We start from the raw sequence: 18,202 nt of genomic DNA, 5'->3' as shown, positions 1-18,202 counted from the left end.
GCCGGACGCCCAAGGGCGTCCGGCCAGTCATTGGCAGGAAGAGTAGTGATTTGCTGCGCGTCAGTCGATCGGCGCAGCGGGCGCAGGGGCCGCGTCAGGCTGTGCCGGGGCAAGTTCGCCGCCGGTTGCTGGCGCAGTGCCGGTGCCGTCAGTCGCGGGCGCGGTGCCCATCGGTGCGACTTCGCCGCCGGTGGCCGGGGCGCCTGTGGTTGCCGGGGTCTGGTCGCCGGTGCCGCCAAAGATGAACAGCAGTGCCAGAATGGCGACGACCACACCTGCAAGCAGAAGCCAGGGCGTGGACTTGCCGGCGGGACGTACTTTGTTTTCGGGCCCCGGTGCGTTGCGACCGGTGACGGGATCATATTCATAAGCCATAAGGTATCCTCCGGTTTGGTTGCCTTCACGGAAGAAACTGTTCTGTAGCGTTCCGGGTCCATGGTCAGGTGCGGATCATGGCCTGTTGTGGCGGGAAACAGCCTAGCGGAAACCTGCCACAGGTCTTGCAGGATGCGGGCCGCCACGGCTCGGCGGGTACTGCGTATCAAGAACGCCGGGCGCGGTATGGTGACCTGCCCGGCGGTATCTGTTCCTCGCCAAAAGGGGCGGCGGCGGTCAGTCCGACAGCGGGATCTGGATGGGGTCGGATTCCGGCAGCTGAATGGTGATCCCGGGTTCGTTGCGCGCGAACGGGTTGCCGTCAGCGGCCAGATACCAGACGATACCGACCAGCACGACGACCACGGCCCCCAGTATGAACCCGACGGTTCCCCGTCCGGTGGCGTTTTCCTGCGGCATTGTTCTTGCTCCACTTTGTTCTGCTCTGATGAGAGAACGCCCGAGAGCGCCGAGCCGTTCCGTTGCGCAGGAGAATGACGGGGCATCAATGCGCCACCCCCGCCGCCACGCTTTCATCAATGAACCGTCCCTCGCGGAAGCGACTCATCATTGCTTGATCTCCTGTGGACGCCCACTCCAGTCCACCCCACCCATTGGGATCAGGTCGCCGAAGTGAGACTTCGCAGCTTCAAATGCCTCGTCAAATACTCCCTGCGCCTTAGAGCGTTCTTCGTCCGCGTACTTTATTATTTTCCAGAGTGCGATATTTGCTGATGCAAGTTTTGCATCGGCGATGGCTTTCTTGTTGTCGTTCACGTTTATTATTGTCATCCCCTCTTCTATTTCAAAGGTTACGCCCTCTACATGAAGAAACTTTTCGTAATCCATTCGCTTACAATTGTAGTCTGAAATATGTGAAAGGCAATTGAGGTATGTCATCTCGACTTCCCAGATGTCGCTGATTAACTTCGGCTTCTTAGCTGTTGCTAAAAAGCGCCATTTTTCAGCGCTATAGGCATTAGTATTGATATGAGGCAGAATGATCGTTCCTATCACATCAGAGGGTTCGGTATTTTCCTTTCCCCTAAGTTCAACGGACATTCTATGTTCAATATTGTGGATATAATTGGCAATGTGAAGTAACTCGTGGAGGCCTTCAATGGCTTTCACACAATCCAGTTTTTTCTCTTCTTCCTTTCTTCTTTCGCGTTCCCACTTCTGACTTAATCCGAGTACCACGAGAGTCGTTATTAGAGAGATGCTTGCGCCTAGAAGTGTAGGGACAAGCGACCACCAGTCCATCAGTGCACCCATCAATGCGCCACCCCCGCCGCCACGCTTTCATCAATGAACCGCCCCTCGCGGAAGCGGTTCAGCGAGAATTCGGCGGCCAGCGGCGACTCCCCTTTCGCCATCAGCTCGGCCATGGCCCAGCCTGAGCCGGGGATCGCCTTGAAGCCGCCCGTCCCCCAGCCGCAGTTGATGAAACACCCGCCCAGCGGCGTTTTTGACAGGATGGGCGAGCGGTCGCCGGTCATGTCCACAATCCCGCCCCACTGGCGCAGCATCTTCAGCCGCGACAGCATCGGGAAGGTTTCGATCAGCGCGCGCACCGTTTCCTCGATATGCATCCATGAGCCGCGCTGCGTGTAGTTGTTGAAATGATCCGCGCCGCCGCCGATCACCATTTCGCCCTTGTCGGATTGCGACATGTAGCCATGCACCGTGTTGGCCATCACCACCACATCCATGCAGGGCTTGATCGGCTCGCTCACCAGTGCCTGAAGCGCCACCGATTCCACCGGCAGCCGGAAGCCCGCCATATCGGCCAAATGCCCCGAATGCCCGGCCACCACCAGCCCCAGCTTCCTGCACCCGATGGTGCCGCGCGTGGTGTTCACGGCTGAAACCGTGCCGCCCGCGCTCTGAATGCCGGTCACCTCGCAATTCTCGATGATATGCATGCCCATGTCCGAGCATGCCCGCGCATAGCCCCAGGCCACGGCATCATGGCGCGCGGTGCCGCCGCGTGGCTGCCAGAGCGCGCCCAGGACCGGGTAGCGCGGCCCGTCGATGTTCATGATCGGCACCAGCCGCTTGACCTCGGCCGCGTCGATGAACCGCGTCTCCACCCCCTGCAGCGCGTTGGCACGTTCGGTCCGTTTGTAGCCGCGCAGCTCATGCTCGGTCTGGGCCAGCATCATCACGCCGCGCGGCGAGAACATGATGTTGTAGTTCAGATCCTGACTGAGCGTCTCATAGAGGCCGCGCGCCTTCTCATAGATCGCCGCCGACGGGTCTTGCAGATAGTTCGAGCGGATGATGGTGGTGTTGCGCCCGGTGTTGCCGCCGCCCAGCCAGCCCTTTTCCAGCACCGCCACATTGGTGATGCCAAAGTTCTTGCCCAGATAATACGCCGTCGCCAGCCCGTGCCCGCCCGCGCCCACGATCACCACGTCATAGCTTGCGGCAGGTTCGGGCGAAGCCCAGGCGCGGGTCCAGCCGGAATGCTGGCGCAGGGCCTCGCGGGCGATGGCGAATACCGAATAGCGTTTCATCCCGGGGCCTTTCTGACGCGCGCGTTGCCCTGTGGTGATGGAACGGGGCGCGATCCATCCCTTGGCTGCAAGCGGCACAATGCGGCGGAAACCGACATTCCGGTGCGACTGCGGCTGTGGGTCGCAGCCCTGCGGCGCTGTCGCGCCCGTTCCGGCGCCGATTTGGCACCGCTTGTGCTTTTTTCCCGCCGTGCAAACGGGTAGACCAAGGAAAGCGTTTTTGGAGACGACATGGAATTCTGGTCTTTCTGGTTGCCTGCGGCACTGATCACGCTGATCACGGCGGCGCTTGTCGTTCTGGGCTTCTGGCGCGGCATGCGCCTGCGCGACGGGGCGGAGGCCGGCGTGGTGCCTGGCAGGGAAGAGAAGCGCGAGATGCGTGTCTATGCCCAGCAGCTGAGCGAGATCGAGCGCGACATGAAGCGCGGGGTTGTCGCGGGGGATGAGGCGGAGCGCTTGCGCACCGAGATCGCCCGCCGCCTGCTGGAGGCTGACCGCACCGCGCGACCGTCCATTGGCCCGGCACCGGCGCAGGCGCGCTGGGCGGGGCTGGGGCTGGTGGTGCTGGCGGTGGCGGTGGCCGGGTTTGTGTATCTGCGCGAAGGGGCGCCGATGTATCCTGACCTGCCGCTGGCGCAGCGCCATGCCGAGGCCGCGCGCATGCATGCCGACCGCCCCGCGCAGATGGCGCTGGAGGAAGCGTGGCAGGCAAGCCCCGAGCGCGCCACGCCGGAGGAGGCCGATGAAGAATTTCTGGCGCTGATGGCGCAACTGCGCACCGCATTGGAGACCCGCCCGCTGGACCTGCAGGGCTACCGCCTGCTGGCGCGCAACGAGGCCAGCCTTGGCAACCACGCGGCCAGTGCCGAAGCCCAGCGCCGGGTGATCGAGCTTCTGGGCGATGAGGCGCCGGTGGCGGAGCATGTGATACTGGCCGAGCAGATGATCCTTGCCGCCGGGGGGGTGGTCTCGCCTGAGGCCGAGCGCGTGGTGGAGGGCATTCTGCGCCGAGATCCGCGCAACGGGGCGGCGCGCTACTACACCGGGCTGATGTTCGCCCAGACCGGGCGCCCTGACCTGACCTTCCGGCTGTGGCGCAGCCTTCTGGAGGAAAGTCGCCCGGATGCGCCCTGGGTGGGGCATATCCGTGGCACGATCGAAGATCTGGCAGCGATTGCCGGGGTGCGCTACACGCTGCCGCCGCTGAGCGCGCAGGGCGCGCGCGGGCCCAGCGATGCCGATATGGCCGCCGCGATGGAGATGTCGGAAGAAGAGCGCGCCGAGATGATCGGCGCGATGGTCGAAGGGCTGTCCGCGCGGCTGGCCACGCAGGGCGGCACCGCCGGAGACTGGGCGCGGCTGATTTCGGCGCTGGGCGTGATGGGCGAGGACGGGCGCGCGCGCGCCATCTGGGGCGAGGCGCGCACCGTCTTTGCCGACCAGCCCGACCAGTTGCGCGTGATCGAGGATGCGGCGCGCGGCGCCGGTTTTCTGGAGTAGGTCCATGGCAGTTTATCCTGATTTTGCGGCGTTCCACGCCGCGCTGCCGCCGCAAGGCCCGCTGGCGGGGCTGGATCTGGGCGAAAAGACCATCGGTGTTGCGGTGTCGGACCTGCGGCGCGGGGTGGCCACCCCGTTGGAGACAATCCGGCGCAAGAAATTCACCCTCGATGCCGCGCGCCTTCTGGAGATCGTCAAGGCGCGGGCGGTGGCGGGGATCGTGCTAGGGTTGCCCCTCAACATGGACGGCACCGAGGGGCCGCGCTGCCAGACCACCCGCGCTTTCGCCCGCAATCTGTCAGGGCTGAGCGATCTGCCCATCGGTTTCTGGGATGAGCGGCTGTCCACCGTCGCTGCCGAGCGCGCCTTGCTGGAGGCCGACACCTCGCGCCGCAAGCGCGCGCTGGTGATTGATCATGTGGCGGCGGGGTATATCCTGCAGGGTTTTCTGGACCGTTTGGCCGTGGCAGGTCGCTGACAGGCTGGACAGGCGGTGTGCAGCGCCTATCTTGGCCGGGGCGTGCCGGTTCTGAACGGCGTGGCGAAAGATGGGGCGGGCATGAACGACCAGTCGCAGAACCTGATCTGGAAGCGGGCCGAGATTGACAGCCCCTGTGTCAACCTCTGCGTGATCCATCCGCGCGTGGGGATCTGCGCGGGCTGCTATCGCACGCTCGATGAAATCGGCGCCTGGTCGCAGATGACGGCTGAGGATCGGCGCATGGTCATGGACGCGCTGCCGGAACGCGCCGGGCTGCTCAAGAAGCGCCGGGGCGGGCGTGAGGGGCGGATGCAGGGCGAGGGCTAGCGGCAGGCTGTCAGCCCGCAGCGGCCAGATGCGACTCGGCCACGGCATGGATGCGGCCCACCATCGCCCGCACCCCGTTCGAGCGCTGCGACGAAAGATGTTCATCCAGACCCAGCCGCGCCAGTTGCGCAAGCGCGTCGATGCGGGTGACCTCGGTCATCGTCCGGCCTGCATACAGCGCATGCAGCACCGCGATCAGCCCGCGCACGATCATCGCGTCGCTGTCGCCCAGAAAGTCAAACCGCGCGCCGGGGCCTTCACCCTCGATGCGGGGGAATATCCAGACCTGACTCGCGCAGCCTTCGACCTTGTTCGCGGGTACCTTCAGCGCGTCTTCCATCGGCGGCAGCGCGCGGCCCAGCTCGATGACATGGCGGTAGCGTTCCTCCCAGTCCTCCAGGAAGTCAAAGGTTTCGGCGATATCATCGAATTCGGGCTGTGCCATGCGTGTTCCCCGCGCCTGTGCCGCGCTGCATGCCTGACCTAGGGTGCCGGAAGCAAAAGGTCCAGCCCTGCGGGCGCGGAACTGTGCGCGCCCTGGAGGGCAAAACCGTTGCAACGCCTTTTCAAACCCTCCGCCATCGGCTACCCAAAAGAAGACCGATCACCGACGAGGGACACGATGACCAGACCAATCCTAGCCCTGATTGCGCTTTCCCTTGTTCTGGCGGGTTGCAGCGGCGTGCGCCAGTCGCGGATGAACCCGCTCAACTGGTTCGGCAGTTCAACCGAAGAGTCGGTGCTGGGGCCTGTACGGCTTGAAAACGACAACCGGGTGCTGGTGCAATCCGTGACGTCGATGAGCATCGAGCGCACCTCCAGCGGGGCGCTGGTGAGGGCCGAGGCGCAGATGGCCGGACAGGGCTGGTGGGATGCGGCACTGGTGGCCGAAAATGGCGGAAGGCCGGTGGATGGCGTGCTGACCTACCGCTTCGTTGCCGCCGCGCCGCGCGGCCCGATGCCGGGCGGGCGGCCGCAGACGCTTGTGGTGGCCACGCCGGTGTCGGAATACCTGCTGGAAGAGGTCAGCACGGTTGTGGTGCGCGGCGCCTCCAACAGCCGCAGCACCCGCCGCTGAGGGCGCGACAAGGCGCTCCGTCGCGCGGATGCAGCCGGTTGTCGCGGGTACGGGCAACGCGATGAGGGCATCGCGTTGAAGCACCTTCGAAGGCGCTTTTGTCCCGCCTCTGGCAATTGATGCGCGCTTTGCGGCGCGCGCTGTCAGTCCCGGTCCAGTTCGACCGTGATGACATTCTTGCCCTTCGCCGCCAGCGCCAGCTTGCCCTGACACAGCCGCAGCGCATCCTCCCCGAACAGCTCGCCCCGCCAGCCTTTCAGGCTGGGCAGGTCGCGCTTGCCCGCGGCGATCGCGTCCAGTTCCGAGGTGTTGGCGATCAGCTTCTGCGCCACGCCGCTTGATTCGGCGCGCGCCTTGAGCAGCACCCGCAGCAGATCGGCCAGCGCCGGGTTAACCTGAAGCTGGTCGCTTTCGTCGATCACCTGCGGGATGTCTTCGGCCTTCATCACCTGTGCTGCGCGGATCGCGGCCAGAATTCCCTCAGCGATATCGCCGCGCCGTGCCTCGCGCAGCAAAAGCCGTGAGCGGCCAAGTGCCTCCACGCTGTCGGGCTTGGTCGAGGCCAGTTCCAGCAGCGCATCATCCTTGTAAACCCGCGAGCGGGGGATGTTGCGGCTTTGTGCGTAATCTTCGCGAAAGCGCGCCAGTTCCTTGACCGCCGCCATGAACCGCCCGCCATTGCCGCGCGTCTTGATGCGCTGCCATGCTTCGTCAGGCTGGGTGATATAGGTCTCGGGCGTGGTCAGGATCTCAAGCTCTTCGGCGACCCAGTGCGCGCGCCCGTTCTTTTCGATCTCGGCCTTCAGGTATTCATAGATCACCCGCAGATGCGTCACATCGGCCAGCGCATAGCGCTGCTGCGCCTCGGACAGCGGCCTTTGCGCCCAGTCGGTGAAGCGCGAGGTCTTGTCCAGGCTGGCCTTGGCGATCTTGCGCACCAGCGTCTCATAGCCCGCCTGTTCGCCAAAGCCGCAGACCATCGAGGCGATCTGCGTATCAAACAGCGGCTGCGGGATCACGCCGCCGTCGATGAAGAAAATCTCCAGATCCTGCCGCGCGGCGTGAAAAACCTTGACCACATCGGGGTTGCGCATCAGTTCCAGCAGCGGGTCCAGCGAGATGCCCTCGGCCAGCGGGTCTATCAGCCAGGCGCGCTCACTCCCCTTGCCCGGCAGGGCCATCTGCACAAGGCATAATTTTGAGTAATAGGTCCGCTCGCGCAGGAATTCGGTGTCGAGCGTGACATAGGGTTCATGGGCGGCCTCGGCGCAAATGGCGGCCAGGGCATCGGTTGTGGTTATGATCTGCATCTTGCCTCATGCTGCGGGGTCGTCCCGCCGATGGCATTTCTATAGGGGGCGGCGCGGGGAAAGAAAAGCGCATCGGCGCAGGGCGTGCGCGGGCGCTCTGGCGCGGTTGTGAGGCGCGTTTCCTCGACATCCGGGGGTGCGGGGCTAAATCTCAGGGTCAGTTCATCATGAAGGGACGCCGCTGAAGGTGCCCGGCGCTACGGGAGATATGACAATGCCGCATGACAGGAAATTCCTTGCAACCCTCGCTCTGACCACCGCTTTGATGCCAATGAGCGGCGTGGCGCAGGCGCAGACGGACTACAGCATCGAGACGCTGGCAGAGGGGCTGAACCAGCCCTGGGCGCTGGCGTTCCTGCCGGGCAGCCCGGATATCATCCTGACCGGCAGAACCGGCGAGCTGATGATCTGGGAGGCTGAGAGCGGCACTGTGGTGTCGGTCGATGGCGCGCCTGAGGTGGATGCGCGCGGGCAGGGCGGCTTGCTCGACATCGCCCCCGCGCCGGATTTCGCGGAAAGCAAGCTGCTGTACATGACATGGAGCGGCGCGGATGACAGCGGTGATACCGCCACCCATCTGGGCCGCGCCCGGCTGGACCGTGCGGCGGGTACGCTGAGCGATCTGGAAGTGCTGCATGTGGTCGGGCCGTTCATGGATGCGCAGGGGCACTACGGTGCACGCATCGTTTTCGCCGATGATCACATCTTCATGGGCACCGGAGACCGCCAGCAGAAGGATTTCGGCGAGGAGCATATCTCGCAGCAACTGGGAACCGGCTATGGTGCCGTGCTCCGGCTGCGGATGGATGGCAGCGTGCCTGACGACAATCCCTTTACTGACACGCAGGGCGCGGCCCCTGAGATATGGTCTTACGGCCACCGCAACATTCAGGCGCTGGCCGTGCATCCAGAGACCGGCGCACTGTGGCTGGCGGAGCATGGCGAAAACGGCGGGGATGAGATCAATATCGTTCAGCGCGGCGAAAACTACGGCTGGCCGCTGGTCAGCTATGGGGTGGATTACCGCACCGGCGAGGCCTTTGCGCCCGAACCGTCCGAGGGCGACGGCTTCGTGGCCCCGGTCTTTCACTTCGGCCCCGGCCGCGATGACAATTTCCCGCCGTCGGGCATGGCGATTTATGACGGCGAGGCCTTTCCGGACTGGCAAGGCCACCTGCTGGTCGGCAATCTGCGCCACCAGTATCTGGGCCTGTTCCCCGTCGATGGCGAAACGGTGAGCGCGCCGGAGCGGCTTCTGAGCGATCAGGGCCTGCGCATCCGCGATGTGGCGGTGGGGCCTGATGACGGGTTCATCTATGTCATCGGTGACGGCGAAGGGGTGCCGCTGCTGCGGCTGGTACCTGCGGGGTAGGGCCCGCCGGGAGAACTTTGAGGGGCAACAGGTAACCGGCGCTCAGGGGGCACCTTCGGTCCGGTGGAGCAGCGCCTGACTGCGGGCAAAGCCCTCACGCCCGTCCCCCTCAAGGCGGAATTCCAGCGCCTCGCCGTTCAGCCGCAGCTCGAACAGGGCAGTGCCCGGCTCTTCGATCCGCAGGATGCCGTCGCCAAGGGTGCCCTGCATCTCCATCGGCAGCCCTTCGTCCTCCGCCTGTTGCATGGCGTTCTCGGCCCGCACCGCGCCGCCGGGCAGGGCGGTCAGCATATAGGTGAAGGACCGCGCCGCCTGTCCTGTCGCGCAACGCCCGGTGAAAAAGCTGCGCTGTGCATCGACGGGGCGAAAGCGGATCTGACAGCGCAGCCGCTGTTCGGGCTCCTGATTGAGCGAGAGCACCCCCTCACCGCGCCAGCGCCCGGCGAGATCGTCGAGCGTCAGCGCCATTGCCGGGCTGAACGCCAGCGACAGCGCGAGGGTCAGCGTCAGGGTGCGCGCGGTGTTCATCGCAGCACCCAGCGCAGCAGGGCGGGCAGCAGGAACAGGTCCGCCAGCAGCGCCAGCAGGACCGCCAACGCGATCAGGAAGCCGTACAACGCAACGCCCGGCAGGGCGCTGAAGCCGGTCACCAGCAACCCGCCGGCCAGAATGAGGGTGGTTGCGGTCATCGGCGGGCCGGCATGGGCCAGCGCGGCCTCGACACGGGCGGGCACATCGGGGCCCTTTGCCAGCTGGAAACGGTTGAGCATGTGCAGAGTATCATCCACCGCAATGCCAAAAGCCACCGTCAGGGCGATCACATTCATGATGGTCAGGTCGCGCCCGGTCAGCACCAGCCATGCCTCAACCCCCAGAATGGGGATCATATTGGGCACCAGTGCCACCAGCCCGATACGCCATGAGCGATAGACCAGCCCGATCAGCAGCGTGATGGAGGCGATGGTCGCATAAAGCCCCAGTCGCAGGCTTTCGATCAGCCTTGGCCCCTCGGTCAGCAGGGCGTGGCTGGGCCCGGCAAGGCGCGTGACATCGGCCAGCCCGGCCTGCGCCAGCCTCTCTTCCAGGGTGCGGATGGCCGTGTCGGCGGGGCCGGTGCCGGCGGTGATCGGCAGTTGCACGGGCAGGGCATGGGCGCTGCCGTCAGCGGCGGCGAGTTGCTCGAACAGGCCCGTCGCCTGCGCGGTGTCCAGCCACGGCGAGGGGGCGCCCGGCGTACCCCAGACCGCGCGTGCCGCGGCAAGCGCATTGGCCTGCGGGGGGCCATCGGGGCTGGCCTCGACCAGCACGAACAGCCGGTCGCTGCCCAGCCCGAACCCCTCCATCATGTGCAGTGCGGTGCTGATGGGGGCGCCTTCGGGCAGGTATTCGTGGTAGCGAAAGCCGGTGCGCGACTGGCTCTGCACAGCCAGAAGCCCCAGCAGGAGCAGCGCCGCCACCACCGGCGCGGGCCGTACCCGGCGCGAAAGCCAGAGCGCCGGTGCCACCAGCACCGCAAAGCTGCGCGGCAGGCTGGCACCGGGGCGGGGCGCGCCCAGCACCATCATCAGCGCGGGCGCGGCGATCAGCGCGGCCAGCAGGCTCAGTACCATGCCCACCACCCCGGCCTGCCCCATCGCATTAAGCGATGGCGCGCCCGGCAGCATCAGCGTGGCAAAGGCCACAATGGTAGTGAGCGTGGTCAGCGCCATGGCCGGGAAGGTTTCGACAGCGGCCTGCACCACGGCCTGCCTGTGGCCCGCACCGTTCTGCCGGGCGGCGATGGCGGCGTGGTAAAGATGCATGCAATCCGAGAAGCACAGCACGATCAGCACCACCGGCAGCGAGGCCATGACCGGGTCAACCGCCACACCCGCCCCGCCGAGCCAGCCGAAAAACCACAGCACACCGATCACTGGCGGCAGTGCGCAGACCGCCACGGCCCGCGCGCTGCGAAAGACCAGCGCGGTGAGTAGCGCACAAAGCACCACCGCCGCAGGCACCAGCACCCGCAGATCGTTGACCAGCGCGCGCCCGATGGCGCGGTGCACTTCCGACAGGCCGGTATTGTGGATGGTGAAAACCGGGTCGGCCAGCGCCACCGCCTCGGCCACACCGGCCAGAAATTCCGGCCCCGCCGCCCCGCGCCGGGGCACCACAACCACCAGCGTCGCGCGCAGATCCCCGGACAGAAGCTGCGCGGCCAGCGGGTTTTCCGCGCGCATCCGTTCCAGCCTGTCGCGGGCGGGCAGGGCCTGCATGTCCGGGCTTGTCAGCCAGCTGGTGGCCATGCCCGGCGCGGGGATGGCCTGAAGGCTGATCACCGTCTCGGCCTCATCGACGAACTGAAGCTCGATCAGCAGCGCCTCGAATGCCGCCAGCGTGGCCTCATCGGCCAGAGTGGGGGCGCTGACCAGAAGCACCTCGTCACTGGTGATCCGCCCGAAGCGCGCCTGATAGTCGCGCATGTTTTCCACGGCCTGTGACTGCGGGTTCACCAGCCCTGACAGATCGACCTCGACGCGCAGCTTAGCGGCCTGCGTCCCCGCCAGAAGCGTCAGTACCAGCAGCACGCCCCCCAGCCAGACCGGGCGCGCCAGAAGCCCGGCCAGAAGCCGGGCGAGGCCCCGACGCAGCGCGGGCAGCAGGCGGGGGGTGAAAAAACCCTTGTTCATCCGGAAGGTGATAGCACGCCTGCCCGCCCCTGCAAGGTGTGCAGCAGTGTTGCGCGCCGGGCGGGAAGGCGGTATCGTCTATCTGAATAGAGAATGGCATTCTGAAATGACGAGCATATCCGATACCGCTACCCCGCAACGCACGGTCGGCGCGCTGGTTCAGGCACTGCGCATCCTGCGGCATCTGTCGGCGCAGGGCACGCCCGAAGGGGTTTCCGCCATCGCCCGGGCGGCGGGGGTGAACGGGTCAACCTGTTTCAACATCCTGCGCACGCTGGCGGCCGAAGGGCTGGTGGTGTTCGACCCTGTCGCCAAGACCTACCGGCTGGGGCTGGGCGTGCTGGAGCTGGCGATCGGGCTGCTGGGCGCTAATCCCGGCGATCTGATCCGGCCCGAGCTGGAGCGGCTGGCACTGGCCCATGGCGCGCTGATCTGCCTTTGGCATATCACCGACAATGACCGGCTGGTGCTGATCGAGCGCGCGTTTGACCCCGGCTCGATCCGGGTGGAACTGCCGCCGGGCAAGCGCCTGCCTGCTCTGGCGGGCGGGGTGGGCCGGGTGATCGCCGCCCTGCGTGACTATAGCGAGGCCGAGCTGAGGCGTCGCTTTGCCGAATTGCGCTGGCAGTCTGCCCCCCGCTTTGAGGAATATCGCGCCTCCATCATCGAGGCCGGGCAGCGCGGCTACGGGCTGGATATCGGCCAGCTTTACATCGGGGTCGATGTTGTGGGCGCCGTGGTGCGTGACCATGAGGGCAGACCGCGCTACGGTGTCAGCAGCATCACCCTGCACGGCCATATTCCTGTCGAAAGCCGGGTGCGGGTGGGGCAGGACCTGAACGATTCCTGCCGGCATCTGGGCGCGTCACTCTTTCCCCGGCGCGGCAGCAGCGTCAGGGATTGACTATTCTGAATAGGGATAAGTATTCGTTATGCAAAATGATGTACCCCTTTGCGGGCTGCGTCAGCATCACCAGATCGAGAGCGAAACATGACCAACCCCGTGAGCTATGAAACCCAGGGCGAAATCGCCGTGATCCGCATCGATAACCCGCCGGTCAATGCCGCCGGTCAGGCCGTGAGGGCCGGGCTGGTTGCCGCCTTTGACCGCTTCAGCAAGGCGCCGCAGAAAGTGGCGGTGCTCTATGGTGCCGGGCGGACCTTTGTGGCCGGTGCCGACATCTCGGAATTCGGCAAGCCGCCGCTTGAGCCGAAGCTGGCTGATGTGGTTACCCATATCGAAGCGACGGAAAAGCCCATTGTCTGCGTGATGCACGGCACCACACTGGGCGGCGGGCTGGAGATTGCGCTGAGCTGTCATTACCGCGTTATGCTACGCGGCGCGCGTCTGGGCCTGCCCGAGGTGTTGCTGGGCATCCTGCCCGGTGCGGGCGGCACCCAGCGGCTGCCGCGCCTGACCGGCCTTCTGGCTGCCGCCGAGATCATCACTTCGGCCCGGCAGGTGCCAGCCGAAGAGGCGATGGAACTGGGGATCATCGACGCCCTCTCGGATGCGGAGCCGCTGGTGGCGGGGCTGAACTTTGCCACCGAGCTGCTGGTGCGCGGCCTTGGCGTGCGCCGGGTAGGCGAACTGCCTGCGCCCAAGCCGGATGCCGAGGCGCTTGCCGCCCTCAAGGCGAAGGTCGCCAAGGCCAATCCGGGGCAGATTGCCCAGGTGACCGCGCTGGAATCGGTTGAGCGCGCGGCCACGCTGCCGCTTGCACAGGGGCTGGCCGAAGAGCGCAGGCAGTTTCTTGAACTGCACAACACCCCGCAGCGTGCAGCACTGGTCCATGCCTTCTTTGGCGAGCGCAAGGTGGCGCAACTGCCGGAGCTGAAGGGTGTGCAGCCCCGCAAGCTGGCGCATGTCGGTGTTATCGGCGGCGGCACGATGGGTGGTGGCATCGCCGTGGCGAGCCTGCTCAACAAGCTGACGGTGACGCTGATCGAGCGTGATCAGCCCGCCGCCGACAAGGCCCGCGCCGGGATTGAAAAGATGCTGGGCGACAGCGTCAAGCGCGGCAAGCTGAGCGCCGGGAAGCGCGATGCGCTGCTGAAGGATGCGCTGACCATTGCCACCGATTACGCGGCGCTGTCCGGGGCCGATGTGATCATTGAGGCCGTATTTGAAAGCATGGATGTCAAGAAAGAGGTGTTCGCCAATATCGACCGGGTCGCCAAACCCGGTGCGGTGCTGGCCACCAACACCTCATATCTGGATGTGAACGAGATTGCCGCCGCCACCAGCCGCCCCGCCGATGTGCTGGGCCTGCATTTCTTCTCGCCCGCGCATGTCATGAAACTGCTTGAGATTGTCGAGGCTGACAAGACCGCGCCCGAGGTTCTGGCGACCGGCTTTGCACTGGCCAAGGCGCTGAAAAAGGTGCCGGTGCGCGCCGGGGTCTGCGATGGTTTCATAGGCAACCGCATTCTGAAGACCTATCGCACCGCCGCCGATCATATGGTGCTTGACGGGGCCTCTCCCTTCCAGATTGACCGGGCGCTGACCGGGTTCGGGCTGGCGATGGGCCCCTATGCGGTGGCCGATCTGGCCGGGATCGACATTGGCTACATGACCCGCCAGCGCCTTCTGCCCAGCAAAGACCCGCGCGAGCGGTGGGGGGAATGGGCAGACAAGCTCTATGAACTGGGCCGTCTGGGCCGTAAGACCGGGCGGGGCTATTATATCTATGACGATCAGTCCCCGCGTGGCCGCCCTGACCCGGAAGTGGACGCGATGATCGCCGAGGAGCGCGCGCGCCTTGGCATCACGCCCCGCAGCTTCACCGATGAGGAGATTGTCGAGCGCTACATGGCCGCGATGATCAACGAATCCGCCAGGGTGGTGGGTGAGGGGATCGCCGCGCGCCCGCTGGATGTCGATATGACGCTGCTGTTTGGCTACGGCTTTCCGCGCTGGCGCGGCGGGCCGCTGCATTACGCTGACGAGACCGGGCTGGACAAGGTTCTCGCCACCATCCGCACCGCCGCGCAGGAAGACCCGTATTTCTGGCAACCCGCGCCGCTTCTTGAACAACTGGTGGCTGAGGGCCGCCTCTTTGCCAGCCTGAACGGAGAATGATCATGAAAGAGGCCGTCATCGTCTCAACCGCGCGCACCGGCATCGGCAAGGCCGGGCGCGGGTCGTTCAACCGCACGCATGGCGTGACCATGGCGGGCCATGTCGCCGCCGAGGCCGTGAAGCGCGCCGGGCTGGACCCTGCGCTTCTGGAAGATTCGGTCTGGGGCACGGGCTATCCTGAGCATGTCACTGGCGGCAATCTGGGCCGTCAGGCGGCAATCCGCGCGGGCCTGCCGGTCACGGTCGCCGGAACCACGGTGAACCGTTTCTGCGCCAGCGGGCTGCAGGCGCTGGCGCAGGGCGCGCATATGATCACGGCTGAGGGGGCGGGGGCCATTCTGGTGGGGGGTGTTGAAAGCATCAGCCTCAACCTGCCGCCGGTGCGCGACTCACATGAGGCATGGATCGAAGAGCATAAGCCCGCGCTTTACATGGCGATGATCGAAACCGCCGATATCGTGGCACAGCGCTACGGTGTGAGCCGCGAGGCGCAGGACGAATACAGCCTGCGCTCCCAGCAACGGGTGGCGCGCGCGCAGGAAACCGGGCTTTACGCCGACGAGATCGTGCCGATGGCGGTGACGATGGCTGTCACCGACAAGGCGACGGGCGAGACGCGTGAGGTGGCGCATACCATCACCGGCGATGAGTGCAACCGCGCCAGCACGGTGCTGGAAGGCCTGCAAAAGCTGGAGCCCGTGCGCGGCCCCGGCAATTTTGTGACGGCGGGCAATGCCTCGCAACTGTCTGACGGTGCGGCGTCGCTGGTGCTGATGGATGCCGGTCTCGCCGCGCGCGAAGGCATCACGCCGCTGGGGGCCTTCCGGGGCTTTGCCGTGGCCGGGTGTGAGCCCGATGAAATGGGCATCGGCCCGGTCTTTGCCATCCCGCGCCTGCTGGAACGTGCGGGGCTGAAGATCGACGATATCGACCTGTGGGAACTGAACGAGGCCTTCGCCAGTCAGGCGCTGTATTGCCGCGACAAGCTGGGCATCGACCCTGAGAAATACAACGTCAACGGCGGCTCCATCGCCATCGGCCACCCGTTCGGCATGACCGGCGCGCGGATGGCCGGGCATATCCTGCTGGAGGGGCGGCGGCGCCGCGCGAAATGGGGCGTGGTGACCATGTGTATCGGCGGCGGTGCCGGTGCTGCGGGCCTCTTTGAAATCTTCTGAACGGGGGCTGCGATGGACCTGAGCTATTCGACCGAAGAAATCGCCTTCCGGGATGAGGTGCGCGCCTTCCTGCGTGACAAGCTTTCGCCGGAACTGGCGGCGAAGGTCGCGCACCACAAGATGCTGACCAAGGCCGAGTATGAGCACTGGCATGCGGCGCTCAACGCGAGGGGCTGGCTGGCGAATGGCTGGCCCAAGGCCTTTGGCGGGGCTGAATGGTCCGCCGCGCGGCGCCACATCTTTGAAGAGGAATGCGCGATGGCCGACGCCCCGCGCATCATCCCCTTCGGCATCAACATGCTGGCGCCGGTGCTGATGAAATTCGGCTCAAAGGCGCAGCAGGAGTATTACCTGCCGCGCATTCTGGATGGCAGCGACTGGTGGTGTCAGGGCTATTCCGAGCCCGAGGCGGGGTCAGACCTTGCCAGCCTGCGCACGACCGCCGTGCGCGACGGCGATCATTACATCGTCAACGGCCAGAAAACCTGGACCACGCTGGGCCAGTATGCCAACAAGATTTTCTGCCTTGTGCGCACCGACACCACCAGCAAGCCGCAGGCCGGAATCTCGTTCCTGCTGGTCGATATGGACACGCCGGGCATCGAGATCCGGCCCATCGTGCTGATCGACGGCACGCCCGAGGTCAACGAGGTGTTCTTCACCGATGTCCGGGTGCCCGCTGAAAACCTTGTGGGCGAAGAAAATCAGGGCTGGACGCTTGCCAAATACCTGCTGACGCATGAGCGCACGAATATCGCGGGTGTGGGCTTTGCCACCGCCGGTCTGGCCGCGCTGAAGCGTATTGCGGCGGTTGAGCGTTCAGGCGGGCGGCCGCTGGCCGAGAACCCGCATTTCGCCGCACGGATGGCGCGGGTTGAAATGGACCTTATGGCCATGGCCACCACCAACCTGCGGGTCATCGCGGCGGCAGAGGCCGGGGCGGCGCCGGGGGTGGAAAGCTCGATGCTGAAGGTCAAGGGCACGCTGATCCGGCAGGCGATCAACGATCTGACACGCCGCGCCGTGGGGCCATGGGGAATGGCCTTCCCGTCCGAGGGGGTGGAGGGCACGAACCTGCCCCATCCCGGCCCCGATCATGCGGGTTCAGCGGTGCCCACCTATCTGAACTATCGCAAGATTTCGATTTACGGCGGCTCTAACGAGATCCAGCGCGGGATCATCGCCAAGACCATGCTCGGATTGTGAAGGAAGCATCATGGATTTTTCACTGACAGAAGAACGCCGGATGCTGGCCGACAGCCTGCGCGGCACCCTGAAACGCGGCGCCGGCTGGGCGCAGCTGACCGAACTGGGCGTGTTGGGTGCGTTATTCACCGAAGCCGAGGGCGGGTTTGGCGGCAGCGGTTTCGATATTGCCGTGGTGTTCGAGGAACTGGGCCGCGCCGGTGCTGTCGACCCGGTGCTGGAAGCCGGGCTGGCCGGTGGGCTGCTGGCCGATTGCGGCGAGAGCGCGCTGGTGGAACAGGTGATCGACGGCAGCCTGCGCCCGGTCTTTGCCCATGACGAGCCGGGCCACCGCTATGACGGCGCGGTGCATGCGCGGGTTGAGGGCGGGCGGCTCAGCGGCACCAAAACCGTGGTGATCGGCGCGGAGGGGGCGGGTTTGCTGGTGGTCAGCGCGCTGGACGGGGAGGAGACGGCGCTTTTTGCTGTCGAGCCCGGCGCCGAGGGCGTGAGCCTGCGCCCGGTCCCCGCCTTGTCGGGCGGTGACGCCAGCGAGATCAGCTTTGAGCGCGCCCCGGCCCGGCGGATCAGCCCCTCTGGTAGCGCGCAGCCGCTGATCGACGCGCGGATTGCTGCCGCCACGCTGGCGCTTTGCGCCGACGCGGTGGGGGTGATGGAGACGGTGCGCGACATGACGCTGGATTATCTGCGCAGCCGCAAGCAGTTCGGGCGGCCCATTGGCAGCTTTCAGGCGCTCCAGCACCGCATGGCGGATGTGGTGATCGAGATGGAGCAGGCGCGCTCGGCGGTGATCAATCTGGCGGGCCACCTTGGCGCCGCCCGGGCGCTGCGCGACCTGCATGTCAGCGCGACCAAGAATGTCGTCGGGCGGACGGCGCATCTGGTGGCGGAAGAGGCCATCCAGATGCATGGCGGAATCGCCATGACCGAGGCCTATGCGCTGGCCCCGCTGGCGCGGCGGCTGATCGCCGTGGACCATCGGTTCGGCGATGAGGATTGGCATATGGAGCGCTTCATCGCCCTTCAGGCGGGCTGAGGCTTTTCCGGTGGGCGGGGGGGGGGGGGGGGGGGGGGGGGGGGGGGGGGGGGGGGGGGGGGGGGG

At 65.8% G+C, this 18,202-nt stretch carries 18 protein-coding genes; 10 read left to right on the top strand and 8 right to left on the bottom strand.

What is annotated here, in order from left to right; all coding sequences use genetic code 11:
* Positions 1-60 precede the first annotated feature (60 nt).
* From V7Q53_RS12685 to V7Q53_RS12670, 4 genes are all read right to left on the bottom strand, one after another.
* The gene (locus V7Q53_RS12685) at positions 61-375 is read right to left on the bottom strand and encodes a hypothetical protein (RefSeq protein WP_333828939.1); all 315 of its coding nucleotides are present in this window, start codon (positions 373-375) and stop codon (positions 61-63) included.
* A 237-nt stretch (positions 376-612) separates the two neighbouring features.
* Positions 613-795: a hypothetical protein gene (locus V7Q53_RS12680; RefSeq protein WP_333828938.1), complete on the bottom strand. Its 183-nt coding sequence runs from the start codon at positions 793-795 to the stop codon at positions 613-615.
* Positions 796-942: 147 nt separating this feature from the next.
* The gene (locus V7Q53_RS12675) at positions 943-1,650 is read right to left on the bottom strand and encodes a hypothetical protein (RefSeq protein ID WP_333828937.1); all 708 of its coding nucleotides are present in this window, start codon (positions 1,648-1,650) and stop codon (positions 943-945) included.
* Complete coding sequence (locus V7Q53_RS12670; protein WP_333828936.1) at positions 1,650-2,894, bottom strand: sarcosine oxidase subunit beta family protein; 1,245 nt, start codon at positions 2,892-2,894, stop codon at positions 1,650-1,652. Before V7Q53_RS12670 ends, V7Q53_RS12675 begins: the two co-directional genes overlap by 1 nt.
* A 231-nt stretch (positions 2,895-3,125) precedes the next feature.
* On the opposite strand from V7Q53_RS12670, the gene ccmI reads away from it, so the two are divergent.
* From ccmI to V7Q53_RS12655, 3 genes are read left to right on the top strand one after another with little or no spacing between them, the layout of a single operon-like run.
* Positions 3,126-4,394 carry a c-type cytochrome biogenesis protein CcmI gene (gene ccmI, locus V7Q53_RS12665; RefSeq protein ID WP_333828935.1) on the top strand — a complete coding sequence of 423 codons (1,269 nt, stop codon included), beginning with the start codon at positions 3,126-3,128 and terminating at the stop codon, positions 4,392-4,394.
* 4 nt (positions 4,395-4,398) lie between these two features.
* Complete coding sequence (gene ruvX, locus V7Q53_RS12660; protein ID WP_333828934.1) at positions 4,399-4,872, top strand: Holliday junction resolvase RuvX; 474 nt, start codon at positions 4,399-4,401, stop codon at positions 4,870-4,872.
* A 15-nt stretch (positions 4,873-4,887) separates the two neighbouring features.
* Positions 4,888-5,202, top strand: a complete 315-nt coding sequence (locus V7Q53_RS12655; RefSeq protein WP_333828933.1) for a DUF1289 domain-containing protein — start codon at positions 4,888-4,890, stop codon at positions 5,200-5,202.
* Between the two features lie 10 nt (positions 5,203-5,212).
* On the opposite strand, the gene V7Q53_RS12650 is transcribed toward V7Q53_RS12655, so the two are convergent.
* Positions 5,213-5,647, bottom strand: coding sequence for a SufE family protein (locus tag V7Q53_RS12650; protein ID WP_333828932.1), 435 nt, complete (start codon positions 5,645-5,647; stop codon positions 5,213-5,215).
* 177 nt (positions 5,648-5,824) lie between these two features.
* On the opposite strand from V7Q53_RS12650, the gene V7Q53_RS12645 reads away from it, so the two are divergent.
* Positions 5,825-6,280 (top strand): hypothetical protein, encoded by a 456-nt coding sequence (locus V7Q53_RS12645; RefSeq protein WP_333828931.1) that lies wholly within the window; start codon positions 5,825-5,827, stop codon positions 6,278-6,280.
* Between the two features lie 143 nt (positions 6,281-6,423).
* Here V7Q53_RS12645 and rnd read toward each other — a convergent pair whose 3' ends face one another.
* Positions 6,424-7,590, bottom strand: coding sequence for a ribonuclease D (gene rnd / locus V7Q53_RS12640; RefSeq protein WP_333828928.1), 1,167 nt, complete (start codon positions 7,588-7,590; stop codon positions 6,424-6,426).
* Between the two features lie 214 nt (positions 7,591-7,804).
* Here rnd and V7Q53_RS12635 point away from each other — a divergent pair, with 214 nt between their 5' ends.
* Complete coding sequence (locus tag V7Q53_RS12635) at positions 7,805-8,962, top strand: PQQ-dependent sugar dehydrogenase (protein ID WP_333828927.1); 1,158 nt, start codon at positions 7,805-7,807, stop codon at positions 8,960-8,962.
* Between the two features lie 42 nt (positions 8,963-9,004).
* Here the strand turns inward: V7Q53_RS12635 and V7Q53_RS12630 are convergent, their stop codons facing one another.
* Positions 9,005-9,490, bottom strand: coding sequence for a hypothetical protein (locus tag V7Q53_RS12630; protein ID WP_333828926.1), 486 nt, complete (start codon positions 9,488-9,490; stop codon positions 9,005-9,007).
* Positions 9,487-11,634 (bottom strand): efflux RND transporter permease subunit, encoded by a 2,148-nt coding sequence (locus V7Q53_RS12625; RefSeq protein ID WP_333828925.1) that lies wholly within the window; start codon positions 11,632-11,634, stop codon positions 9,487-9,489. Before V7Q53_RS12625 ends, V7Q53_RS12630 begins: the two co-directional genes overlap by 4 nt.
* A gap of 106 nt (positions 11,635-11,740) precedes the next feature.
* Between V7Q53_RS12625 and V7Q53_RS12620 the strand changes: the two genes are divergently transcribed.
* The 5 genes from V7Q53_RS12620 (at position 11,741) to V7Q53_RS12600 (ending at position 18,136) form a co-directional block, all read left to right on the top strand.
* Positions 11,741-12,538 carry an IclR family transcriptional regulator gene (locus V7Q53_RS12620; protein ID WP_333828924.1) on the top strand — a complete coding sequence of 266 codons (798 nt, stop codon included), beginning with the start codon at positions 11,741-11,743 and terminating at the stop codon, positions 12,536-12,538.
* An 87-nt stretch (positions 12,539-12,625) separates the two neighbouring features.
* Positions 12,626-14,716 (top strand): 3-hydroxyacyl-CoA dehydrogenase NAD-binding domain-containing protein, encoded by a 2,091-nt coding sequence (locus tag V7Q53_RS12615; RefSeq protein ID WP_333828923.1) that lies wholly within the window; start codon positions 12,626-12,628, stop codon positions 14,714-14,716.
* Positions 14,717-14,718: 2 nt separating this feature from the next.
* Positions 14,719-15,894, top strand: a complete 1,176-nt coding sequence (locus V7Q53_RS12610; RefSeq protein ID WP_333828922.1) for an acetyl-CoA C-acyltransferase — start codon at positions 14,719-14,721, stop codon at positions 15,892-15,894.
* A 12-nt stretch (positions 15,895-15,906) separates the two neighbouring features.
* Positions 15,907-17,100, top strand: coding sequence for an acyl-CoA dehydrogenase family protein (locus V7Q53_RS12605; protein WP_333828920.1), 1,194 nt, complete (start codon positions 15,907-15,909; stop codon positions 17,098-17,100).
* Positions 17,101-17,110: 10 nt separating this feature from the next.
* Positions 17,111-18,136 (top strand): acyl-CoA dehydrogenase family protein, encoded by a 1,026-nt coding sequence (locus tag V7Q53_RS12600; RefSeq protein ID WP_333828918.1) that lies wholly within the window; start codon positions 17,111-17,113, stop codon positions 18,134-18,136.
* Positions 18,137-18,202 lie beyond the last annotated feature (66 nt).

This window comes from Pararhodobacter sp. (genome assembly GCF_036802785.1).
Taxonomy (GTDB): domain Bacteria; phylum Pseudomonadota; class Alphaproteobacteria; order Rhodobacterales; family Rhodobacteraceae; genus Pararhodobacter.
The sequence above is the reverse complement of the archived record's forward strand: the minus strand, read 5'-3'. Positions and strand labels throughout refer to the sequence as shown.

Bases quoted from the DNA above. Each gene is read 5' to 3' on its own strand.
- V7Q53_RS12685 (WP_333828939.1), bottom strand. From the start codon at position 375: ATGGCTTATGAATATGATCCCGTCACCGGTCGCAACGCACCGGGGCCC.
- V7Q53_RS12680 (WP_333828938.1), bottom strand. From the start codon at position 795: ATGCCGCAGGAAAACGCCACCGGACGGGGAACCGTCGGGTTCATACTG.
- V7Q53_RS12675 (WP_333828937.1), bottom strand. From the start codon at position 1,650: ATGGGTGCACTGATGGACTGGTGGTCGCTTGTCCCTACACTTCTAGGC.
- V7Q53_RS12670 (WP_333828936.1), bottom strand. From the start codon at position 2,894: ATGAAACGCTATTCGGTATTCGCCATCGCCCGCGAGGCCCTGCGCCAG.
- ccmI (WP_333828935.1), top strand. From the start codon at position 3,126: ATGGAATTCTGGTCTTTCTGGTTGCCTGCGGCACTGATCACGCTGATC.
- ruvX (WP_333828934.1), top strand. From the start codon at position 4,399: ATGGCAGTTTATCCTGATTTTGCGGCGTTCCACGCCGCGCTGCCGCCG.
- V7Q53_RS12650 (WP_333828932.1), bottom strand. From the start codon at position 5,647: ATGGCACAGCCCGAATTCGATGATATCGCCGAAACCTTTGACTTCCTG.
- V7Q53_RS12645 (WP_333828931.1), top strand. From the start codon at position 5,825: ATGACCAGACCAATCCTAGCCCTGATTGCGCTTTCCCTTGTTCTGGCG.
- rnd (WP_333828928.1), bottom strand. From the start codon at position 7,590: ATGCAGATCATAACCACAACCGATGCCCTGGCCGCCATTTGCGCCGAG.
- V7Q53_RS12635 (WP_333828927.1), top strand. From the start codon at position 7,805: ATGCCGCATGACAGGAAATTCCTTGCAACCCTCGCTCTGACCACCGCT.
- V7Q53_RS12630 (WP_333828926.1), bottom strand. From the start codon at position 9,490: ATGAACACCGCGCGCACCCTGACGCTGACCCTCGCGCTGTCGCTGGCG.
- V7Q53_RS12625 (WP_333828925.1), bottom strand. From the start codon at position 11,634: ATGAACAAGGGTTTTTTCACCCCCCGCCTGCTGCCCGCGCTGCGTCGG.
- V7Q53_RS12620 (WP_333828924.1), top strand. From the start codon at position 11,741: ATGACGAGCATATCCGATACCGCTACCCCGCAACGCACGGTCGGCGCG.
- V7Q53_RS12615 (WP_333828923.1), top strand. From the start codon at position 12,626: ATGACCAACCCCGTGAGCTATGAAACCCAGGGCGAAATCGCCGTGATC.
- V7Q53_RS12610 (WP_333828922.1), top strand. From the start codon at position 14,719: ATGAAAGAGGCCGTCATCGTCTCAACCGCGCGCACCGGCATCGGCAAG.
- V7Q53_RS12605 (WP_333828920.1), top strand. From the start codon at position 15,907: ATGGACCTGAGCTATTCGACCGAAGAAATCGCCTTCCGGGATGAGGTG.
- V7Q53_RS12600 (WP_333828918.1), top strand. From the start codon at position 17,111: ATGGATTTTTCACTGACAGAAGAACGCCGGATGCTGGCCGACAGCCTG.